Genomic DNA, 20,397 nt, shown 5'->3' with positions numbered 1-20,397 from the left:
CTTTGACTTCTTGCTCGTTTCCGCCAGTCCGGTCTCGCTGCGCTAGTTCCTCAGCTCCGAATCAGCCCTTGACCGTGCACCGCTTCCTTCGCAACACGATCGAGTTCATCCTCTTTCCGGTGAACCGACCCAAAGGGACGCTCCAGCATGCGGCGGACGCGGATGGGCTTCGGACCTTTGTGGAAAGCGGCAGCCTTTCGATCCAGGTCGCGCTCTGACTCGGTCGAGCGGTTGCGCTGTCGCAGGTAATCCAGCCATGTCGGGCAGTGATAGCGTTCGGTCCACAATTCTGGATCAGCGATGTCTCGCGCGATAGACCAACCATACGCGCCGTTGCGCTGTCGGAACAGCTGGACGTCCTGGATCACCTTGTGAAAGGCCCGTGCATTCTCCTGCTCCACACGATACTCAATCTCAACCACAAGGGGCCCGCTGCGACTGGAAAGTCTAAGCCGAACCTCGGGGTCGGCCAACATCTCGGCGTCTTGCTCACGAGCACTGATGCGCGGCATGCGCAGCCAAACACCGAGAATCGGTGATGCCAGCATCAGGCCAGCTGAGATCAGGAGCGCAGTTTGCACACCTGTGTCGTCAGCCAGATAACCCCAGCCCCAGCTACCAATGGCGATCCCGCCCGATCCAGCCGCTTGATAGGCCGCAAGCGAACGGCCAGCGACCCAGCGCGGAGCTGACAATTGAACTCCGATGTTAAAAAGAGCCCAAGCAATCATCCACACAGCACCTGCGAGGAACAACGCTATCGCCGTCAATATCGGCGCGCCGCTCAGCGCTACCGCGGTGATTGCTCCGCTCATTGACAACGCGCAGGCGCGGATTGCCGACTCCCCGCTCATACGCTTGCGTATGGCAGTAATGCTGAGCGCGCCAACCACCGCACCGACACCAAAGGCGCTAAGGATGATGCCATATGTCTGTGCGCTACCCTGCAGTAGGTCGCGAGCTACAAGGGGCATCAGCGCGATGATCCCGCCGCCGATCACGCCCATAACCATTGAACGAACGAGTACAATTTTGATGGACGGCGAATTGATGATGTAACGCACGCCCGAGCGGATCGCGCGGTTAAGCCGCTCTGGCGGCAGACGACTCGGCTCCGAATCACGATTCCATAGAAAAAGAGCCAGAATTAGTGGAACATAAAACAGCGTGTTAAGCGCGAAGGACGCTACCGCGCCCGCCGTTGCCACGACGATTCCGCCGATGGCCGGCCCCACGCTTCGCGCAATATTGTAGCTGATGCTGTTCAGCGCCACCGCGGCCGGAAGTGTCTCCGGTGGCACTTGGTCGCTGACCGAAGACTGCCACGCAGGATCCATCAGCGCCATTCCGGTGCCCACAACGAAGCACGATATCAGCAACAGGTTTGGCGTAAGCAGGCCAAGCCAAGCAAGCGCTGTCAGTGCCGCCGCGCCGCTGAGCGCGATACCGACGGACACTAGGGCCACGATGCGTCGGTCGTGCATGTCGGCAATGGCGCCCGCGGGCATCGAGATCAGCATCACCGGCAACATCAGAGCGGTCTGCACCAGCGCGATCTTATCAGCTGACGGCGTCATCTGCGTCATCGCCCAGGCCGCGCCGACGCTCCGAATCAGGGCGCCCAGATTGGCAAGTACACTAGCCAGCCAGATCCGTCGGAAATTCAGTTCGCGGAGCGGAGCTGTGATTCCATCGGGGCTAAACGTCGGGGCCTTCAACGACTGAGTCATCTTGGGTTCTTTGTTGCCTCTAGGCTCGGATTGAGAAGCCGCTCTTGGTGCAAACCAAGAGCGCATCGTGAGTTGCGCAGCCGAGAAATAAACTCCTTATGGCTCAGTCCAATCGCCGGAGTTGGCCCTCCAACGAAGTCTCGCCTATTTCGCGCGCGACAGGGCGCCTCTCGTTCTATAGCTGCAAGCGCCGACGACCGGACCCATCGCGCAGCGACTTGTTTGGAACGACCAACCCCGTCAAGGTGGAGGCGTCTACCTGCAAGATGACTCAATTCGGTCGCGGCGCATTCTGTTCGCAGCGACCCCGATGCTGTTTGTGCGATCTGAACCGCGAACTTGCCGCCACAATCAGCCAAAGCAAGGCGAGCTATTCTGCCAGCCAAACCGCAGATGAACTTCCGCCGAGTTCCTAGTTGCTGCATCGTCTCGCCAGAGAGTGGATGATTGGCTGAGGCGGCTAAGATGCAACCCACACCTGCTCAGCACTGACCGCATTGAGCGACTCAGGATAGTGCAGCCAGCTGATTGTTTCAGGCGTTCTGCGCGAGTGCGCGACGAAAACCTTCGCGAAGGAACAGCGCTATTCCTCGGACGGCGACTCGATCGGAATAGCAAACCCGGCCTTTACGCGGTCCATGATAACCATCGTCTTGAACCCCTTGATGTCAGGGTTCTCGTAAAAAAAACGCCGGGTGAACTGCTCGTAGTCCTCCATAGTTCGGGCTGTAATGTAGAGAACGAAGTCGGCATCGCCCGTGACATAGAACCCGTTGACGACCTCCGCAGACGATTTGATCGCCTTCTTAAACTTGTCGATAATGTCTGAGCGCTCTCGCTCGAGACTCACCAAGACAAGCATCTGAATGGGCCTTCCAACCGCCTTGGCCGAAACAATGGAGACATCAGCTTCGATGATTCCATCAGAGCGCAGTCTCTTTAAGCGGCGTTGACAGGCCGTAGCAGAAAGGCCGGCCATCTCGCCGATGACCTCGGATGTCAAACGATTGTTCTTTTGTACGATCTCCAGGATGCGGGCGTCGATCCGATCGTATTGCATGCTTCGCTCCAGCGTACTTCAGGTGCATTCCGTCGCCAAACCCATGCGCGCCGCAGGAAATCCTCCAGGCGGCAGGGAAATGCGGCGCAAATCTTTGTACATTACCACTATCCTGAATTCCTCGATCATTTCAAGAATTGACCGTGCGTGACCCACACATGACGTTTCAGGCGACTGTGCACCAAAGCGCCCATTCTGCCGGCCTTGCTACTCGGCATCTGCAAACGCTACGACGGCGCGATTTCCTGGTGGGAGCGGCGCTGGTCGACGGCCGATGGGTTGCGGACCGAGAGCGAACTCAGGTGATCGACCCCGCGACGGGGGAAGGCATCGCGGACGTCGCTCGCTGTACCGCCGCAGAGATGGAGGTGGCAATCGCCGCGGCTGAGCGGGCATTTCCCGCCTGGCGAGAATTGCTCCCAGCAAAAAGAGGAGCGGTTCTTAGGTCTTGGGCCTCATTGATGCTCGAGCACTCAGAAGAGCTCGCGATCCTGGTGACGAGCGAACAAGGTAAACCGCTGGCTGAGGCACGGCAGGAAATAGCCTATGGCGCGGGCTTTCTTGAATGGTTTGCAGCAGAGGGGGAGCGTGCGTACGGAGAGACGATTCCCAGCCACAAGGCTGGTAGCCTGCTTCAAGTGCGGATGCAGCCAATAGGGGTCGCAGCCGCGATCACCCCCTGGAATTTTCCAATCGCGATGATCACAAGAAAGGCTGGGGCCGCTCTTGCTGCCGGTTGCCCAATTGTTATCAAGCCTGCACCAGAAACTCCACTGTCTGCACTCGCCCTTGCGAGACTTGGCGAGCAGGCTGGCTTCCCGCCAGGCGTGCTTCAGGTGCTCGTCGGTGATCCGATCGAGCTTTCGCGACCCTTGTTGAGCGACGCACGAATTCGCGCTCTATCGTTTACAGGTTCTACCGAGGTCGGTCGGCTCCTTCTCAGAGGTGCGGCCGAGAACGTTAAGAAGGTGTCGTTGGAACTGGGGGGGCATGCCCCTTTTCTAGTCTTCGACGACGTCGACGTTCGGAAGGCCGTGGGCGGCGCAATCGCAGCTAAATTCGCTACTTCCGGCCAAGATTGCTTGGCCGCTAACCGCATCTATGTGCAACGAGGCATCTATGGCGCCTTCGTTGAAGCATTTGCCGAAACAATGGCCCAACTCAAAGTCGGGCATGGCCTGGAGCCCGCAACTGACATTGGCCCCATGACCAAGTTGTCTGTTGCCCAAAAATGCCGCGCTCAGATCGATGACGCGACACAGCGGGGAGCCCGCATTTTCACATCGAAAAACGACACGAGCTTAGGTGGCAACTTCGTCCTTCCAACGCTGCTCAGCGAAGTCACGGAAGACATGCGAATTGCTCGCGAAGAGACCTTTGGGCCCGTCGCAGCCGTACTGCCGTTCGATTCTGAAGAAGAGGTCATAGCCCGAGCCAACGCGAATGAAATGGGGCTTGCTGGATATGTCTATACGGACAGTCTGCGCCGAGCGCTCCGACTTTCTGAGCAAATCGAGTGCGGCATGATCGGTGTCAACACGGCTTCATTCACGGGACCGCCCATCCCGTTCGGGGGCTGGAAACAATCAGGACTCGGTCGCGAAGGGTCACGACACGGGTTAACGGAATACATGGAACTGAAATACGTCTGCTTCGGCGATCTAGCGGTTTAGGGAGACATAAGATGATCGACATCAAAACCATTGCTGAACGGGATCGTTCGAGTGTTTTGCATCCATTCACTCAGCTCAAAGACTTCGCCACGGGAAAAATGGGTGATCCGACGATCGTCACAGGCGGAAGCGGGATTTGCATCAAGGACGCTGAGGGTCGCAATTATATCGACGCCTTTGCTGGCCTTTACTGTGTGAATATCGGCTACGGCCGTACGGAGGTTGCCGAAGCAATCGCACGTCAGGCTTACAGTTTGGCGTACTACCACACATATGCGGCACACACGACCGAACAGCTGGCCACGCTTTCGGACCGCCTCGTACGGATGGCACCTGGGAAGGCAAGCAAGGTCTTTTTCGGGCTGTCCGGGTCCGATGCGAATGAGACTCAAGCCAAGCTCGTCTGGTACTATAACAATCTACGAGGGCAGCCTAAGAAGAAGAAGATTATCTCGCGTGAGCGCGGCTACCATGGCTGCTCTGTGATTTCCGGCTCGATGACCGGCATGTCGTTCTACCACGATTACATGGACCTGCCGTACCCGGGCATACTGCACACCGGTGCGCCGCATCACTACTGGGGCGCCGAGCCGGGCGAGACGGAACTGGACTTCTCTGGTCGGCGTGCCGCCGAACTCGAGACACTAATCGTCACGGAGGGGCCAGAAACAATCGGTGCCTTGATCGCTGAGCCGGTGCTAGGCACCGGCGGCATTACGCCCCCACCTGAGGGGTACTGGCGTGAAATCCAGGCGGTGCTCAGGCGCTACGACATTCTTCTGATTGCAGACGAGGTCATTTGTGGTTTCGGCCGTACCGGCGCGGATTTCGGAAGCACCCTTTACGGCATTGAGCCGGATCTAGTAACAGTCGCCAAAGGACTGACCTCCGGCTATATGCCGCTCTCAGGAGCCATTGTTGGTGAGAGAGTTTACAAGGTCATGGAGGAAGCCGCTGATCGTGTCGGGGCATTCTCGCATGGATATACTTATTCTGGGCACCCGATCGCGGCTGCGGCTGCCAATGCGGTCCTCGACATCGTAGAGAAGGAGCGGTTAAGTGACCGCGCCAAAACTGTCGGCGCGCACTTTCAGAAGCGACTCAAAGAGCGGTTTGCTCAGCTGGAAATCGTGGGAGAAGTTCGCGGGGTGGGCCTGCTCGGCGCGATCGAGTTTGTAGCAGATCGCCATACGAAGCGACGGTTTGATCCGGACCTAAAGGTTGGCGCTCGGATCTCAAAGGCTGCCCGCGATCGCGGGTTAATCGCCCGAGCAATGCCGCACGGGGACATTCTTGGCTTTGCACCCCCGCTCGTTGTATCAGAGGCCGAGATCGATGAGATTGTGGACTTGGCCTATCGAGCAACAAAGGATGTGATGGACGAGCTGGCCAAGAAACCAGCGGCCGGCTGAAGCTCGTTTTGCATATTGCGTCTGAGGATTTCGGCTCTCGGGCCCCGCGGAGCCGAGAGGCGCGCTTAGCGCCATTGAGGACAACGGACATCCGCTGTTCTCGCTCGCAGGCGGTCACACGGGGATCGTGTCCGCGTAAGCGATGCATACCCGAATGACGCTCACGCGTTCTGGCCTAAACGCTCTTATAGTGAAATCGTTGACGACTAGCCCGTCTGCGGTGGGCGAGGCACCCTCGGGTCCTTTAGACATAAAACGTCTGCAGCCATCCCTTAGGAACTGGAAGCTGCCCTCGAGAGCCATGCCCCTGAATTCACATAGCTGCGTGTTTGAAAGTCCGTCACGGGGTTAGTCGCCGAAACGGGATCTTTAAAGTGTGTTTTAAATGGCGGTACTTCCGCCCGATCAAAGATGCCTATTGGGTGAATCTGATTGTGTTCGGGACGTCATCGACGATTGCCCAAGGAGGATACTGAGCTAGGCCCCACAATCTAATCAAGCCTAGCTACGGATGCGATCATGAGCCGGCAGAGGTCCGTGATATCGTAAACCGGCAATTTAGCGTGGCGACGGATCGCCGGCGCGACCATCGGAAACGCAGCGCACTCAAACAAGATGGCCACTATTTCAGGATGGGCATCGCGAAGGCTCCTGATCCGCGCACCAACGCCGGACTCGATTGATGCGACGTCGATCGGTGGCGGCGGACGCTTTAACTCGTCGTGCCAGAACTTTCCGCCTTCTATGCCACCAATAACGATCCTCGCTCGCTCGCCTGGATCATCGATTCCGAGCAGATCTTCCCCGCAATGGCTCGAATCGTAGGTCAGCACACCGATCTTCCCAACCGGCGGCACGTAGCGGAGCAACGTCGGCAACAGCAGCAGACTTGACATTGCCACCGGCACACCGACCGACGCCGCGACAGCTCGCTGATGCCTTATGGAGAACCCGCAGGTTGAACTTATCACTACAGCGCCCCGATCTACGAGGCGTCGAGAGGCTGCGACATAGGCCGGCTCGAGAGCCGGATCGCCGCGGACGACATTCTCGACCCAAGCACCCGCGACCGTTTCTGCGATCACTGGGAAGTTAAAGGTCGCTGGATCCAACATTGAGCCGGGAAGGGGCCGCGGTGGCGAGCCACCGGGCGGAACTCCTCGTTCGAGATTGAGAATTCCGAGGGACCGTACAGCTTGCGATGTCATGGCCAGAGCATATCCAATCAAGAAGTCGGATTTCGGCAGACTAAGCCGTCTGACTCAGAAATTGTGCGCCTGCATAACCGGCGGCGACGTTTTCGTGCGTAGCATGCCGGGACGCTACTCGAAGCGGCCCAGAGTCGGTTGCACTATTGGCACGTTCTCGCGCCCAAGCTCGCGACACCCAGACAAGAAACCGTCGTTTTGTGCCCGTAATTTGCAGAAATACACTCGTTTTGCCGCTCTTATGGGGAACTTCGACGTTTGGCGCCCTGTATGGTCCCAACAAGAATGAAGGCGCTAGCCCGAGACGAAGTGCCGCGTCAAAAGGATTAGAGCCGTGCTGTTGATCGCTCGGCGAGCGGCTGGCCCGCCGGACGAGTCGTGAGCGAAGGTCGAGGGGTTAACCAAAGGGGCGACCGGAATGAAGCGCGCTGCATGGCCTGGTATGTTGGCCGATCTGGCGTCAACGCGGACGGGCGCCGCGGCGTTTCTGGAGAATATCCCGATCAGCGCTCTCGATGAAGCTGCGGTTTCGCGAAACTGGGCCGCAAGGTGGAGAGCAATCGGAGATGCTCACTTCCTGCGCGGCGACCTGAAGAGCGAAAAGGGAGCGATCGATGAGGCGCGAGAGGCTTGGCTTTGTGCGCTAACGGCTCTCGAAGTTGCTCGGCGGCTGCTTGAGGAAGAGGATCCACAGGGTGGGCAGGTCTCGTCGAAAATCGAGCTTGGTGTTCAAAGGCTTGGATCTGCTCTGCAGCAGAGAATAGAACGGGTGCAGATCACGTCCTGCTGGAATCAATCCGAAGCTCCTGCCTACTACTTGCCCGGCTTCCTCGAAAGCAGCGGAGGCCGTCCGTCCTATCTCAGCTTATGCAGCCCCGCAGTTATTTGCGTCAGCAGGGAGCAAGAGGCGGCAGCGATATTGCTTGGAAGAGTCTTGCCTGTCGCTGTTGGTCGAGACATCTCAATTCTCGTTGTCTCTCATGAGGATGTCTCTAATCAGCCGGCGGCTGCATCCAAATTCTTGCTATCTAGCTGTTTGGATTTTTTGTCGGTTCAGCCCAACGTCGATCCCACTCGGATTGGCGTCTATGGCGAAGGGTTGTCAGCCGTTTTAGCCACTGATTTTGCTGCGGCCGATACCCGTGTAGCCGCGGCCGTTTGCGATGGCGGTCTTTGGAATTGGGCTCGAATGCGAGCTTCTGTTGGCTGGTTGACGAGAGCTGCAGAAGCGCCAAACGAGCAAGTGGCTTCGGCGCGTCGTTCACAACAAGTGAGGCAGATGAAATGCCCGGTTCTTGTGGTAGCTGGCGGGCGCGGCATTGTAAGCGTGTCGGAGGCTATGCGCCTTCAAAATGATTGCGCCGACGCGCAGGTCGATGTTCTGACGATGCCACAGACGAGCAACTCTCACATGGGCGAAATCGAAAATTTCCTAGCGTTCGACGACCGCATATTTCGATGGCTGGAGCATAAGCTCGTAAAAAGGCTAGCTCCAATTAGAGCCGATGGACAGAGTAGCGCGTGTACCAACGCTGCGATGTCGCGGGCAGGAGATTGATCCCCGGGATGAACGCTACCGACGCGGCCAATTTGAAAACGGAGATCTATCCGTGCTGATCGCTCTCGCCTCGCGGCGGCGGTCAATCGGAATCTACAACACGCCAATACTTAGTTTTTGAGACGCCAATCGGCTGTTCTTCGCGAGCAACGACAGCCGCTTGTTAAGATAGTCAATGGAGGCCCCATCTAGTCCATCGAACAACGTGGCGTTGAGGCCTTGTCGCTTGATCGACAACTTTGCGATTTCCGTCCGCGCCTTTTGAGTAAGGGACATCTGCACGTATCTTGCATCGTCAGGCGATGGGACGCGCGTCAGAAACTCCAAGCTTTCCAGTCTTTTCGTTTGATTTGTAACGAAGCCAGGATGGATGCGCAATTTGTTCGCAACGGCGATCCCCGAAACGCCGCGTCCTTCATCGAGCTCATCGATCGCCATCAGGATCAACCACTGCGGTTCGGTGATCCCTAAGAGGTGAGCCCAGTTTTTATGTATGTCTTCGAGCTGTGAGTGGATCTCGACGATGTTCCAGATGAAGTCCCTCGCGGCTTTGTCGGTCTGATCTTTCGTGGCCATCTGGTCCTTCAGCTCGGGTGCCAAACTAGGGCGGATCGCGTCCTACTTATCCATCTTACGGCGCTCGCGAAACAGCCAGAAAGCATGGTCCCCATGCGAAACAACAATTGTATTATATAATTGCTTTAGGATACTTCCTGCTCCGAAATCGTTCAGGCCTCCACCCTCGCAGTTGCTATTACGCGTCTGAAGCAGGCTTTTGGAGTGGCGCGGATGGTGCAAGTTAGTTAATTTCATTCACTCTGGGCTGTCCCAGCATGATTATGTTGCATAAAAGCTGCACTTCCAGCCGAACTGGTAATTGTTGGAAGGAATTAATTGTAACAATTGATTTCGCGAGCTAGACGTATGGTTGACAGCGAGGGGGCGCCTCGAAGTCGTTCCGTCAAAACCCCGACCACGCGGGGAGGCTAGCGCCGGCGGTTCTTTGAAGGACGGAAACGACGTTTCCAACTTGGAGGTTCAACGATGAAACTGACACGAAGTCTTATTCTCGGTTCTGCCGCAATGTTCGTAGGCGGGAGCGCACAGGCAGCCGATCTGCCAGTGAAGGCCAAGGCGATCGAGTACGTGAAGATCTGCTCCCTCTATGGGGCCGGCTTCTACTACATCCCCGGGAGCGACACCTGCATCAAGCTGGGTGGTTACCTGCGCGCGAACACAACGCTTGGCGCACAAGGGGTGTGGGTCGCCCCGACCGGTGGCCTAGGTGGTGCGCACAATCGCCTCAGCAACTACTATACCTCTCAATCGCGTTTTGATCTAAACGTCGACACTCGCACTGCCACTGAGTACGGAGTTGTTCGCACATACGCTGAACTGGCGTTCACATGGACAGCGGGCGGCTACAACGGCGCTGGCTCAACCGCGATCAATGGCGCCACTTCCTATTCAGGAAACGCGACTGGTGCGTCAGGCAGTGGTGCGATCGCGGGTGGTTCGCTGGCTGTGTACTACGCGTTCATCCAGTTCGCCGGTTTCACCATCGGTAGAGCGCAGTCGCAATTCTCATCTCCGTGGACGAACTATCCCGGGAACGGCTACGATGGTCTGCCGGGCGGCGGCGGGTGGGAGGCTGTCAACCAATTCGCCTACACCGCGGATTTCGGCCAGGGCATTACGGCCAGTTTCTCGGCTGAGGATCAGGTGATTCGCAATACGACCAACATTTGGAACGTGAGCGGCGCGACGGCGGCCGGGCTGGCTGCGGGTACGTACGGTGCGGGCGACATCGGAGGATCCAGAGCTCCGGATCTCGTGGCTATGCTCCGCGTGGACCAGGCATGGGGCCTTTTCCAAGCGTCCGTGGCTGCACATGATAATCACGCTGGGTACTATGGGGTTGACGAAACAACCGGTCATCCGGGTGACAAGTGGGGATGGGCTGGTCAACTAGCATTGTCGATCAAGAACATCCCTACTGGTGTCGGTGACACGATCAACGTACAGGGCGTGTATACCAACGGAGCTTCGGGCTACAACTTCCAACCTTATGGACCGTACACGTTTGCTCTCTACAGGGGCGCGGGCGTACCCGGAGCCTATCAGAGCGTCGGCCTTGCTGGGGTCTCCGACTCGGTCTTCGTTGCGGGAGCTGGTCAGCAGCTCACGACGAGCTACGGCTTCAACGGCGCATATACCCACAATTGGAACCCGAACTGGAATACGTCAGTCTTCGGTGGCTGGGGCGCAATCCGGTATAACGACACGGCTAAAGGGTATATTTGCGGCGCTGTCGTCACCACGCTTGCGCTCTCCAGCGGTCTCGCAGGTTGCAACCCTGACTTCAACTACTCGGTCGTAGGTACCGCCACACGCTGGACCCCAGTCAAGAGCCTGACGTTCTCGGCCGAGCTTGCCTATGTCATGCTTGATCAGAAATATGCCAGCGGAAGCACTGTCGCGCTGCCAGTCCAGGCAGGAGTCGCAAAGCCGGGCGCCGCGTATGAGCTGAAGGATCAAAACAGCTTGGCGCTGCTGCTCCGGGCTCAGCGCAACTGGTAAGTTTGCAGTCTAACTAGCAGAAGGAGAGAACGTAGCGGCTCTTACATGTAGGCTTAACCTCCAAGAAGGCCTCCGGCATGCCCGCCGGGGGCCTTTTCTCTGAATGGGTGCTAGCGCCTGCCGTACGTGTCGTACGCACCGGCCGGTGAAGTTTTCCGTTCGCCCCCAAGGTCCTCTCCGACCATGGCGCCTAGCGCGATGTCGGCGAGGTGACCGCCCGCGCCAGATCACGGTACTGCCGGGCGGCGGATCGCTGAGCTCGGGCGAGATAACCGGCCATCTTGATCAGATAGTGAGAGCGTTTTCCATCTGACATTTTGTTTGTCGTCGACTCCTCAGCTTTGCAGCCCGATTTTTTAGGAAGTTGTGAAACACCTCGATCTTTCATTTCTAAAGCATAGGATTCGAGCTGCTAACGCCGTGGGCGCAGGAAGCAACAGGCAGGTCGGTGACTGCTTTCCGATCAGGATGCCGCAAACCGTGTGCGATCTCAGGCGACCCGCCTTGTCGCGTCCCTGTTAATGCTCGTGGTAATACCGATGGCTTCCGACTTCTCGCGTTAATAGCTAATCTCGGTTCTATCGTGCAGCACCAAGAAGAAGAGCTTCAGTGGCCCCAACACGATCTCGGGTTGGAAATGGCCGAACAGCATGTCCGCTTCGCTGACCCGCTAGAACTTGACATTCACCCATCGCAGTAGACGAGCGGAATGCTCCGTACCGTCGCACTTCCAATCTGCGTGTGCAGTTTCCGGAGTCTGTCACCAACCCGCGCGTCCCTCATGGAAGCCTCAACGTCAACCCACCGCGCCCCCTCCGGGGTCAGGTACTCAGAAAAGGATCACGACAGCAAGGCGCCGATCGCGCCCGAAACTATCAAGCGCGTCAATGTTCTGTTCGTCATCGGACGCGAGATTAACGGCCTCAATGCGCGGGGGCGATTGCGTGTGCGCCAGGAGGGTAGTCGCTCCCTAATCGTCGAGCTGGACTCCTGGTTGCGCCATGCTGCGCGCGCTCGGCCGCACCAGGATGAGCAGATTGACGCTTCTGGCGGGATGGGCGGTCACAAGCCTAAAGCGGTTTCGGGAGAACACGCGCAGTCTGGCCGACGCAACGGATCGGCGACGGTGACTTCACTAAGGGGGCTCGTTGCCGAACTCGCCGGTCGCGCCCTGAAGGTGGACTCTCACTTGCTCTGGGACGTCGTGCATGCCCAGAGCTCACCTCAAAAAGCGTGGTGCTCGCGAACGCGATCGTCCGACGTGGCACGGCGGCGAGCTCAGTGGACGAAGTACCAAGGTCAGTGGAAGCTGAGCGGCTGCTCTTCATCGACGAGACCTGGACCGGACACAGAACTCACCGCCAAGGATCCTCACGGCGGCTACAAACCGATGACCTTCCTGAGGGCTCTGCGCCTGACCGGATAGGTGCACTGAACCGCCCCGGGTTACACCATGGTTCATCGAGCGACCAATCGATGCGTGAGCTTCCGGATCTGCTCCTTGCAACTGACAACTGATCCGCGGCTTCCGGCGGATTGGCACGCTGACGGGTGCCGGTTATCGCGAGAAGAACGGAAAAGCGGCGCAACCGCTATCACTTAGAGACTCCGGAGCACCCGCGCGGTGGACGATCTGGCCAACTCGCTGGCGACAGGAACTACTTTTCCAACCCGCTCTCCGACTGATGAGGGCCGTAAGGTCGTTCATCCCAGGACAAGTCAAGCGAGGAAAGAAGACCGCTGAGCTCGTTATCCGCAGCTATCGTGCGTCATAGCACGCTCATTTGCAGCAATCCGTCTGGCGGGCCGGCTAGCATAACGACATCGTCCGGACCGGACGCGATGAGACATGATTTATAACAAACTAGGGGGGTAGTATGTCGTCGAAAGAGTCGCGCTACAGCCGTCGCGTGATTGCGAAGGGCTTACTGACAGCCTCTACCGTGCCCTTCGTTCTAACTTCACGGGCTTTTGCTGCATCTTGCGACGATCACGTTGTACGCCTCGGGGGAATTGCCGCCCCTCGTTCACTCAACCCATTCGCTAGCTGGACCGCGTTCTGGCCCCTCGTCTTCACCTATGATTGGCTCGTCAGCGTGGAAGGTATTGTCCACCCCGATCGAAGGGGTTTCGCCAAGGACTGGTCGGTCGCCGACGATGGCGTGACATGGACCTTTAAAATCTGGCCCGGGATGAAGTGGTCAGACGGCCGGCCTGCGACAGCCAGAGACGCTGCATTCACCTACAACTATCTGCGTGACTCCATTGGCACTCCCGACGAGCTAAACGCCGGTTACAACAATACTACGGGCTTTGAAGTCGTGAACTCCATCACTGCCCTCGATGACGAGACGTTGCAGATCGCGACCAAGGTTCCCACCCGCTGGCCACTCGAGCGATATACGATGATCGTTCCCGAGCACATTTGGAAAGGCATCAGCTACGCTGAAGCGCGGGGCACTTTTCGCAACGATCCGCCGCTGGTGGGGACTGGCCCTATGTTTGTTGCCGAGTTCCAGCAGGGTCAGTTTGCGCGCCTAGCGCCGAACCCGTACTTCCGCACGGGAAAGCCAGCGACTGCCGGCGTGATTTTCAGCTTCTTCAATACGGCCGATTCTATCGCGCAAGGATTGAAGAGCGGTAACCTCGACTATGGCATGAACTTGACGGCCGCCCAATGGACAGACCTGTCAAAGGATCCCAACATAAATGTCGGTGAATCGCGCACAGAGCAGCGCGATTTCTTGGCTTTCAATACTCTCTCCGGGAAGGGCGCAGGCAGCACCAAGGCTCTACAGGATCCGGCATTTCGCGATGCGATCGGCTACTCGATTGATCTAAAGGCTATCATCACTCGAGCCTACCGCGGGCACGCCGAGGCTGGCGTAGGGGCGCTTGTCCCGAAAGCAGCTGAATATTACTCGGATTTGAGCGACATCAAGCGGCGCTTCGATCTCGCGGAAGCGGGCAGGCGACTTGATGTCGCCGGTTATCGGGACACTAACGGCGACGGCGTTCGAGAAGATAAGGAGGGTAAAAGTTTTCAGCTTGAGCTGATCACCGGAAACATCTCGGGTAACATCGATGTACCGATTGCGGCTGTGCAACTTATCGCAGCTTGGCTGGCCCAAATTGGCATTCCCGTATCGGTAACGCAGCTCGAGCCCGGCTTGCTCGAGACACGTACGGCAGCTCCGGAGAAGGGCGGCGGAGGCTGGGATCTAGTGGTTACTAACAGCTGGCCGTCCGTGAGACCTGGAGCCCAGCTCTCGCTTGCAAGCGGCAAGCAGATCGGCGCCGGTAATAGATCATATTGGTCGAACAAGGAATTTGACGCTCTCCTGTCCGATCTAAACGTGACAGTCGAGATGAAGAAGAGGCGGGAGTTGGTTGATCGGGCGGTGCGTCTTCTTTACACGGAAGCACCCTACATCATCCTGTCTTATCCTTTGATATTAGAGGCTCATCGCAAGGCATGCTTCGAGGGTTGGGGCACTGAGGGCATGCTGTCAATGACCAGTTATTTTCCGCTCGACCGCCTGAGGCCGATCTAAGATGGGTCTCAATGTACAGAGAGGCCAGGCAAGCCGACACATCCAGCGCGTTATGATGAGGGCGGCAGTAACAATTCTAATGGTGGCGATTCTGAACTTCATCTTGTTCAGAATCATCCCGGGGGACCCCACCAGCTTGCTGCTGGCGGGGGCACGCGACGGCGTGACCACGGAGCAGATCCAAGCGCAGCGCGAGCGCTGGGGCCTTAACCGGCCGCTGATCCCAGACCAACTCCTCAGCTACTTGTCGACGACGTTTCAGGGCGACCTGGGTTATAGCTTCAAGTTCCAGGGCAGGCCTGTCGCTGACGTTATCTTCGGGCGGTTGCCAGCCACGATAGTATTGGTTGGCCTGGGTCAGTTCATCGCGATCATTTCCGGGGTCACGCTGGGCATTTATGCGGGCTGGCGGCGAAGGAGCGCGGTCGCGCATGTGGCCACAATCACTTCTCTGGCTCTTTACTCGACCCCTCCATTTTGGCTCGGCATGGTTCTGGTGGTGGTATTCAGTACGGGATTAGGTTGGCTTCCTGGGTATGGCGCGTATTCACCGACGCTCGGGTCCGTCGATTACTTCGACTGGCTCGCCGACCGAATCCGACACCTCGTACTTCCAACTTCAACGCTTGCACTCGTCCTTGTTGGGCAGTACGTGCTCGTGGCCCGTGCCGCGATGAGTGAAGTCATAACCGAGGATTATATGATCACCGCCCGGGCAAAAGGATTGACCAGTCGTCAGATGCTCATGCGTCATGCGTTCCGGAACGCGATGCTGCCGGTAGTAACCCTGGTCACGCTAAACCTCGGCTACGTGGTGGCGGGCGCGGTCACCGTTGAATCTGTGTTCGGCTGGCCGGGCGTTGGCAGCCTGACTGTCGAAGCTCTTAACGCGCGCGACTACCCAGTCCTCCAAGGCATATTCCTGCTGATTGGCGCATCGGTCGTTGCAGCAAACCTTGTCGCCGACTTGACCTACAGCGTACTTGACCCGCGAGTGCGGCAATGACCAAACACGCTGTTGTCTCTCGCGCGCGTGTCAGGGCGCAGGCAATCAAAGGATTCCTCCGCCAATTTTTTGGCCATACCGGCGCGCAACTTGGCCTGTTCGTCCTGGCGTGCTTCTTGATCATGGCCGCCGTACCGGGCGCTCTGGTAGGACAGCTCGAAAACGCAGCCACCGCAACGGGCGATTTCCTTGTGGCGCCGCAAAGTCAGCATCTGCTGGGGACTGACGAAGCTGGGCGGGACGTACTCAATCTCGTGGTCCACGGTGCCCGTGTCTCGCTTTCGATTGCGCTGCTGGCGACCGTGCTCAGCCTCATCCTAGGAACCATAGTTGGGATAACGTCTGGCTACTTTGGCGGGACTGTCGATGTTTGGCTGATGCGGCTGACGGATTTCTTTTTTGTTCTTCCGTCGTTTGTCCTAGCTCTTGTCATTACGCCCGTGGTTCTGGCGACAATTGGGAATCGCGGAGATATCCTTGGCTTCCGCCCCTCTCTTTTGGTGATCATTTTGGTCATCGGCCTAACAGGCTGGGCTTTCGTTGCGCGCATCGTTCGAAGCCAGACGTTGTCTCTGCGAGAACGGCAATTCATCGATCGCGCTAGGGTTGTAGGCACTAGTGATCTTAGCATCATGTTTCGCCATCTGCTGCCTAACCTCGTCCCGCAGATCGCAGCCAATGGAGCGCTAGTTGTTGCCGGTGCAATCTATACCGAGACTGCTCTCTCATTTCTCGGGCTCGGTGACCCTTTACAGCCATCGTGGGGCACCTTGCTTTCCCTCGCTCAGCGTGCCGGCGCCGCCAGTTCTGGAGCTTGGTGGTATCTTGGCGCCCCCGGAGTATGCGTCCTCGCGGTCTCGCTAAGTTTTGTCCTCATCGGGAATGCCCTCGAGGACACCTTCAATCCACGGCTGAGTGTCATTCCATGAGAGCATCTCCCCTTGAAAATGCGTTCCTTTTGGAAATTGATCGGCTCTCTGTGGTCTATGAACTCAAATGCGTCCCATCGAGAGCTATCGAGAACATAAGCTTTGCGCTTCGCAGGGGAGAGGCCGTTGCTCTTGTTGGTGAATCGGGCAGCGGGAAGACCACGACTGCTATGGCAATTACGGGCCTTCTATCGCCAAACGCCAGTATCTGTGCTGGCGAGATAAGATACCGTGGCGTTCGGCTGCCGGTGGAAAGCGATGCGGCAATGCGTCCACACCGATGGCGCGAAACGTCGGTCGTTTTTCAAGGAGCTATGAATGCCCTAAATCCTGTGCAGCGCATCGTCAAACAGATAGCAGAGCCGTGCATGCTGCGGCTCGGTCTCCCCCGCAAGGACGCGATTTCACGGGCCAAAGAGTTGCTTGAGCTCGTTGGCATTCCGCCGAACCGCGGTGCCGCCTACCCCCACGAGCTGTCGGGCGGGATGCGTCAACGGGTGATGATCGCGATGGCACTTGCGTGTCACCCTTCAGTTATCATCGGCGACGAGCCAACAACAGCTCTCGATGTCATCACCCAGGCTCAGATTCTTCGGCTGCTAGGCGAACTGCGAAAGAAGCTCAACCTTGCCCTCATTTTGATCACGCATGATTTGTCGGTCGTAGCTGAATCTTGTGATCGCGTTATGATCATGTACGCCGGCCGGATCGTTGAGGAGGGCAATGTCCCCGAGGTTTTCGCCAAGCCCAAGCACCCCTATACACAGCTATTGGTCGAATCGATTCCTAACCCCGCGAACGGCAAAAGGATGATCCGGCCGATTCCAGGCGATCCGCCCAATTTGTTGAACCGACCCTCTGGCTGCGCATTTCATCCCAGGTGCCCGTCAGCAATCGAGATATGCGCGGTGGAAGTTCCCGAGCTGGACAAGTGCGGGCAGGGTCGCGTGGCCTGTCATCTTCACGATTCCTCAAAGCACTAGGAAGATGTAGCTTCTCATGACTGACATGGCCGAGATCCTGCGCTTGGATAAATTGGCAGTTCATTTCCCGATCCGTAGGGGACTGTTCGATCGAATCCTGAGCCGCCCCGCTGGCGCGGTTCGAGCCATAGACGGGATTGATCTCACCGTTGAGCGCGGTGAAGTTGTTGCCTTGGTCGGAGAGTCGGGAAGTGGCAAGTCGACGGTTGCTCGCGTAATCACAAAGCTTGTGCAGCCAACGGGCGGTCGATTGCTGTTCGACGGCCGGGATATGACCTCGGAAAGGCGTTCCTCTGCGTTGCGCCCCTACCGGCGTCGAGTTCAGATGATCTTCCAGGATGCCTATCAGGCGTTAAATCCGCGACATACGGTCTTCGATATTGTGTCAGAACCGTTGCGTTCGCTTAAATTGGTCGATAGTGACGTGCAGCTCACGCAGCGCGTCAGCGAGGCTCTTGCGGCAGCTGGGCTCAAGCCACCAGCTCACTATTTCGCTCGCTTCCCAAGTGAACTTTCTGGCGGACAGCGCCAGCGTGTCGTGATTGCCGGAGCTCTGACGGTGAGACCTGAGCTCATCGTCGCCGACGAGCCCGTGTCAATGCTCGACGTATCAATCCGTGCGCAGATTCTTCAAGTCCTCGTTGAAATGCGCCAAGTGCGTAAAACAGCGCTTCTGTTCATAACGCATGATCTTCCCCTTGCTTGGTTGATCGCCGACCGGATTGCTGTCTTGTATCTCGGACGTGTGGTCGAAATTGGCAGCGCGCACGATATTACGTTCAATCCTCGGCATCCCTACACCATCGCTCTGCACGAGGCGACGCCGAAAGTGCGGACCGACGCACGCAAGATCGACCCGCTCGGATTGCAAGGCGAAGTCCCTGATGCCGCTCAGATACCTAAAGGGTGTCGATTTCACCCGCGTTGCAATATAGCCATGAACCGGTGTCGCGAAGAGGAACCGCCACTCATCGATGTTAGTCCACTGCACAATGTTGCATGCTGGGCGCCAAAGTAACGGCTTGACCGTACGCTGGACATTTTGACTAACGTGACGCGAGAACTCGTTGTTTTTTGACGACTCCAGTTCGACTGGCGTGCGCGCCGCGAATGAATCCTATGAGGAACACCAAGTCAGATGAGATTGAGCGAATATGTTGAGCACGATGCGGTCGGATTAGCCTCACTCGTGAAAGACGGCGGGATTACGCCCGTTGAACTGACGCGCTTAGCTCGTGCGGCCTACGATGAAGTAAATCCGAAGATCAACGCTGTTGTTGAGTTCTACGACGATGCGGAAGTCTTGCGTGGATCTGACGGAGGGCCCTTTCAGGGCGTACCCTTCCTTCGTAAGGACATAGGAGCCACTGAAGCTGGCCGTCTTCAGGAACGTGGAAGTCGGCTATTCAAGGGCTCCCGTTCTGAGGTTGAGAGCTACTTTTTTGACAGAGCGCGAAAGGCAGGTCTCCGCACTGTGGGCAGAACAGCGCTTCCTGAACTCGGCACCTCGGGAATGAGCGAATCCCTCGCTCACGGCGTGACAGGCAATCCATGGGACCTGGAGCGGTCCGCAGGTGGCTCATCTTCGGGATCCGCAGCGGCAGTAGCTGCTGGAATCACGCCTATCGCACATGGTAGCGATGGCGGCGGGTCAATCCGTATTCCTGCCAGTTGGTGTGGCCTGGTTGGTCTTAATCCAACCCGGGGACGGGTCTCGGACGGACCAATTAGCAGAACTGGATCGTTTGGCTTTTCTCGGCAGTTCGTACTTTGTCGCACTGTGCGCGACATGGCGACCGCCTTGGACGTGTTCTCGGGGGCTCACCTTGGCGATCCTTTCATCGTAAGAGAGCCGGTCCGGCCTTTTATCGACGAACTCCGCCAGCCCACCGGCTCTCTACGGGTCGGCATTGCAAGGACCAAATGGGGCGGCGTCGACCTCGAACCTGACGTCCTTCAAGCGCTGGATGCGACTGCCGGACTTTTGGAAGAACTGCGTCATGTGATCATACCGATTGATCCCCCCTATGACCCTGTAGAGAAAACAAAGATCTCTATCGGCGGCGCTCGTTTCAATGCCGAGTGGCTCGATGAGACTTCTCGGGTACTGGGCAGGAAAATCACCTCGGACCTCTTGGAGCCGATGAACCTCAAATTGTACCAATACGGGCTCAGTTTACCACCTATCTCGATAGAACAACGTCGTGAGAACATTAATAGGTTTCGACGGCAGGTAGGTGAAGCTATAGATGATTTCGATATAATCGTAACGCCTACTATGCCCGTTACAGCCCCTCCTCATGGTGGTATTCACTCGACAACCAATTCCACTCTTACCCCTGTTGAATTTATCGAAGCTGATACATCGCTCTATCAATACTTGGGCGTATTCAACGTTACCGGCCATCCATCCGTGTCTTTACCTTTGGCACAAAGTGCCGGCGGACTGCCGATCGGCATCCAGATCGTCGGCCGGTTTGGCGAGGAAGGCACCCTAGTTCGTCTTGCACGTGACCTGGAGGAAGCCAGGCCTTGGATCGGCCGACGGCCACATTTTAGGGCGGGAGCGCAAAACCTTGCTGGCTCGACTTTCGAATGGAAGCAAGCGTCGTTCTCAGGTCGGCTTTGAAGGCTTGAGTGCAGTCTTCGAAGGGCAGTGGCTGGTCGATGTCGCGGTTTGGCTGCCCCGTTGACTATCCTGTGA

14 protein-coding genes are annotated in these 20,397 nt (G+C 57.4%); 10 read left to right on the top strand and 4 right to left on the bottom strand.

All coding sequences use genetic code 11. From position 1 onward, the window contains the following. Window positions 1-50 precede the first annotated feature (50 nt). Both IVB19_RS39605 and IVB19_RS39600 read right to left on the bottom strand, forming a co-directional pair. Entirely contained in the window at window positions 51-1,730 is a 1,680-nt protein-coding gene (locus tag IVB19_RS39605; RefSeq protein ID WP_247822026.1) for an MFS transporter, read from the bottom strand. 583 nt (window positions 1,731-2,313) lie between these two features. Beyond that, window positions 2,314-2,790 (bottom strand): Lrp/AsnC family transcriptional regulator, encoded by a 477-nt coding sequence (locus IVB19_RS39600; RefSeq protein ID WP_247822025.1) that lies wholly within the window; start codon window positions 2,788-2,790, stop codon window positions 2,314-2,316. Between the two features lie 158 nt (window positions 2,791-2,948). On the opposite strand from IVB19_RS39600, the gene IVB19_RS39595 reads away from it, so the two are divergent. Together IVB19_RS39595 and IVB19_RS39590 are read left to right on the top strand one after the other, a co-directional pair. Further along, entirely contained in the window at window positions 2,949-4,463 is a 1,515-nt protein-coding gene (locus IVB19_RS39595; protein ID WP_247822023.1) for an NAD-dependent succinate-semialdehyde dehydrogenase, read from the top strand. Window positions 4,464-4,474: 11 nt separating this feature from the next. After that, window positions 4,475-5,875: an aminotransferase gene (locus IVB19_RS39590; RefSeq protein ID WP_247822022.1), complete on the top strand. Its 1,401-nt coding sequence runs from the start codon at window positions 4,475-4,477 to the stop codon at window positions 5,873-5,875. A 491-nt stretch (window positions 5,876-6,366) separates the two neighbouring features. Here IVB19_RS39590 and IVB19_RS40590 read toward each other — a convergent pair whose 3' ends face one another. Next, complete coding sequence (locus IVB19_RS40590) at window positions 6,367-6,771, bottom strand: aspartate/glutamate racemase family protein (RefSeq protein ID WP_346283671.1); 405 nt, start codon at window positions 6,769-6,771, stop codon at window positions 6,367-6,369. Window positions 6,772-7,501: 730 nt separating this feature from the next. On the opposite strand from IVB19_RS40590, the gene IVB19_RS39580 reads away from it, so the two are divergent. Further along, window positions 7,502-8,641: an alpha/beta hydrolase family protein gene (locus IVB19_RS39580; RefSeq protein ID WP_247822020.1), complete on the top strand. Its 1,140-nt coding sequence runs from the start codon at window positions 7,502-7,504 to the stop codon at window positions 8,639-8,641. A gap of 93 nt (window positions 8,642-8,734) precedes the next feature. Here the strand turns inward: IVB19_RS39580 and IVB19_RS39575 are convergent, their stop codons facing one another. Next, entirely contained in the window at window positions 8,735-9,217 is a 483-nt protein-coding gene (locus IVB19_RS39575; protein WP_247822019.1) for a MarR family winged helix-turn-helix transcriptional regulator, read from the bottom strand. A gap of 468 nt (window positions 9,218-9,685) precedes the next feature. Here IVB19_RS39575 and IVB19_RS39570 point away from each other — a divergent pair, with 468 nt between their 5' ends. From IVB19_RS39570 to IVB19_RS39540, 7 genes are all read left to right on the top strand, one after another. Continuing rightward, window positions 9,686-11,221 (top strand): porin, encoded by a 1,536-nt coding sequence (locus IVB19_RS39570; RefSeq protein WP_247822009.1) that lies wholly within the window; start codon window positions 9,686-9,688, stop codon window positions 11,219-11,221. Window positions 11,222-13,098: 1,877 nt separating this feature from the next. Continuing rightward, a complete protein-coding gene (locus tag IVB19_RS39565) occupies window positions 13,099-14,775 on the top strand; it encodes an ABC transporter substrate-binding protein (RefSeq protein WP_247822008.1) in 1,677 nt (558 codons plus the stop codon). A gap of 79 nt (window positions 14,776-14,854) precedes the next feature. Further along, on the top strand, window positions 14,855-15,781 hold the full coding sequence (locus tag IVB19_RS39560; protein ID WP_524536780.1) for an ABC transporter permease: 927 nt from the start codon (window positions 14,855-14,857) through the stop codon (window positions 15,779-15,781). Beyond that, window positions 15,778-16,710 carry an ABC transporter permease gene (locus IVB19_RS39555; RefSeq protein ID WP_247822004.1) on the top strand — a complete coding sequence of 311 codons (933 nt, stop codon included), beginning with the start codon at window positions 15,778-15,780 and terminating at the stop codon, window positions 16,708-16,710. The genes IVB19_RS39560 and IVB19_RS39555 overlap by 4 nt, the downstream gene beginning before the upstream one ends. Next, window positions 16,707-17,693: an ABC transporter ATP-binding protein gene (locus IVB19_RS39550; protein ID WP_247822003.1), complete on the top strand. Its 987-nt coding sequence runs from the start codon at window positions 16,707-16,709 to the stop codon at window positions 17,691-17,693. Before IVB19_RS39555 ends, IVB19_RS39550 begins: the two co-directional genes overlap by 4 nt. Before the next feature lie 16 nt (window positions 17,694-17,709). Next, complete coding sequence (locus tag IVB19_RS39545) at window positions 17,710-18,711, top strand: oligopeptide/dipeptide ABC transporter ATP-binding protein (protein ID WP_247822000.1); 1,002 nt, start codon at window positions 17,710-17,712, stop codon at window positions 18,709-18,711. A gap of 120 nt (window positions 18,712-18,831) precedes the next feature. Beyond that, on the top strand, window positions 18,832-20,322 hold the full coding sequence (locus tag IVB19_RS39540) for an amidase (RefSeq protein ID WP_247821996.1): 1,491 nt from the start codon (window positions 18,832-18,834) through the stop codon (window positions 20,320-20,322). The last annotated feature ends 75 nt before the right edge of the window (window positions 20,323-20,397 follow it).

Origin of the sequence: Bradyrhizobium sp. 187 (genome assembly GCF_023101005.1) — a bacterium.
Classification (GTDB): Bacteria; Pseudomonadota; Alphaproteobacteria; order Rhizobiales; family Xanthobacteraceae; genus Bradyrhizobium; species Bradyrhizobium canariense_D.
The sequence above is the reverse complement of the archived record's forward strand: the minus strand, read 5'-3'. Positions and strand labels throughout refer to the sequence as shown.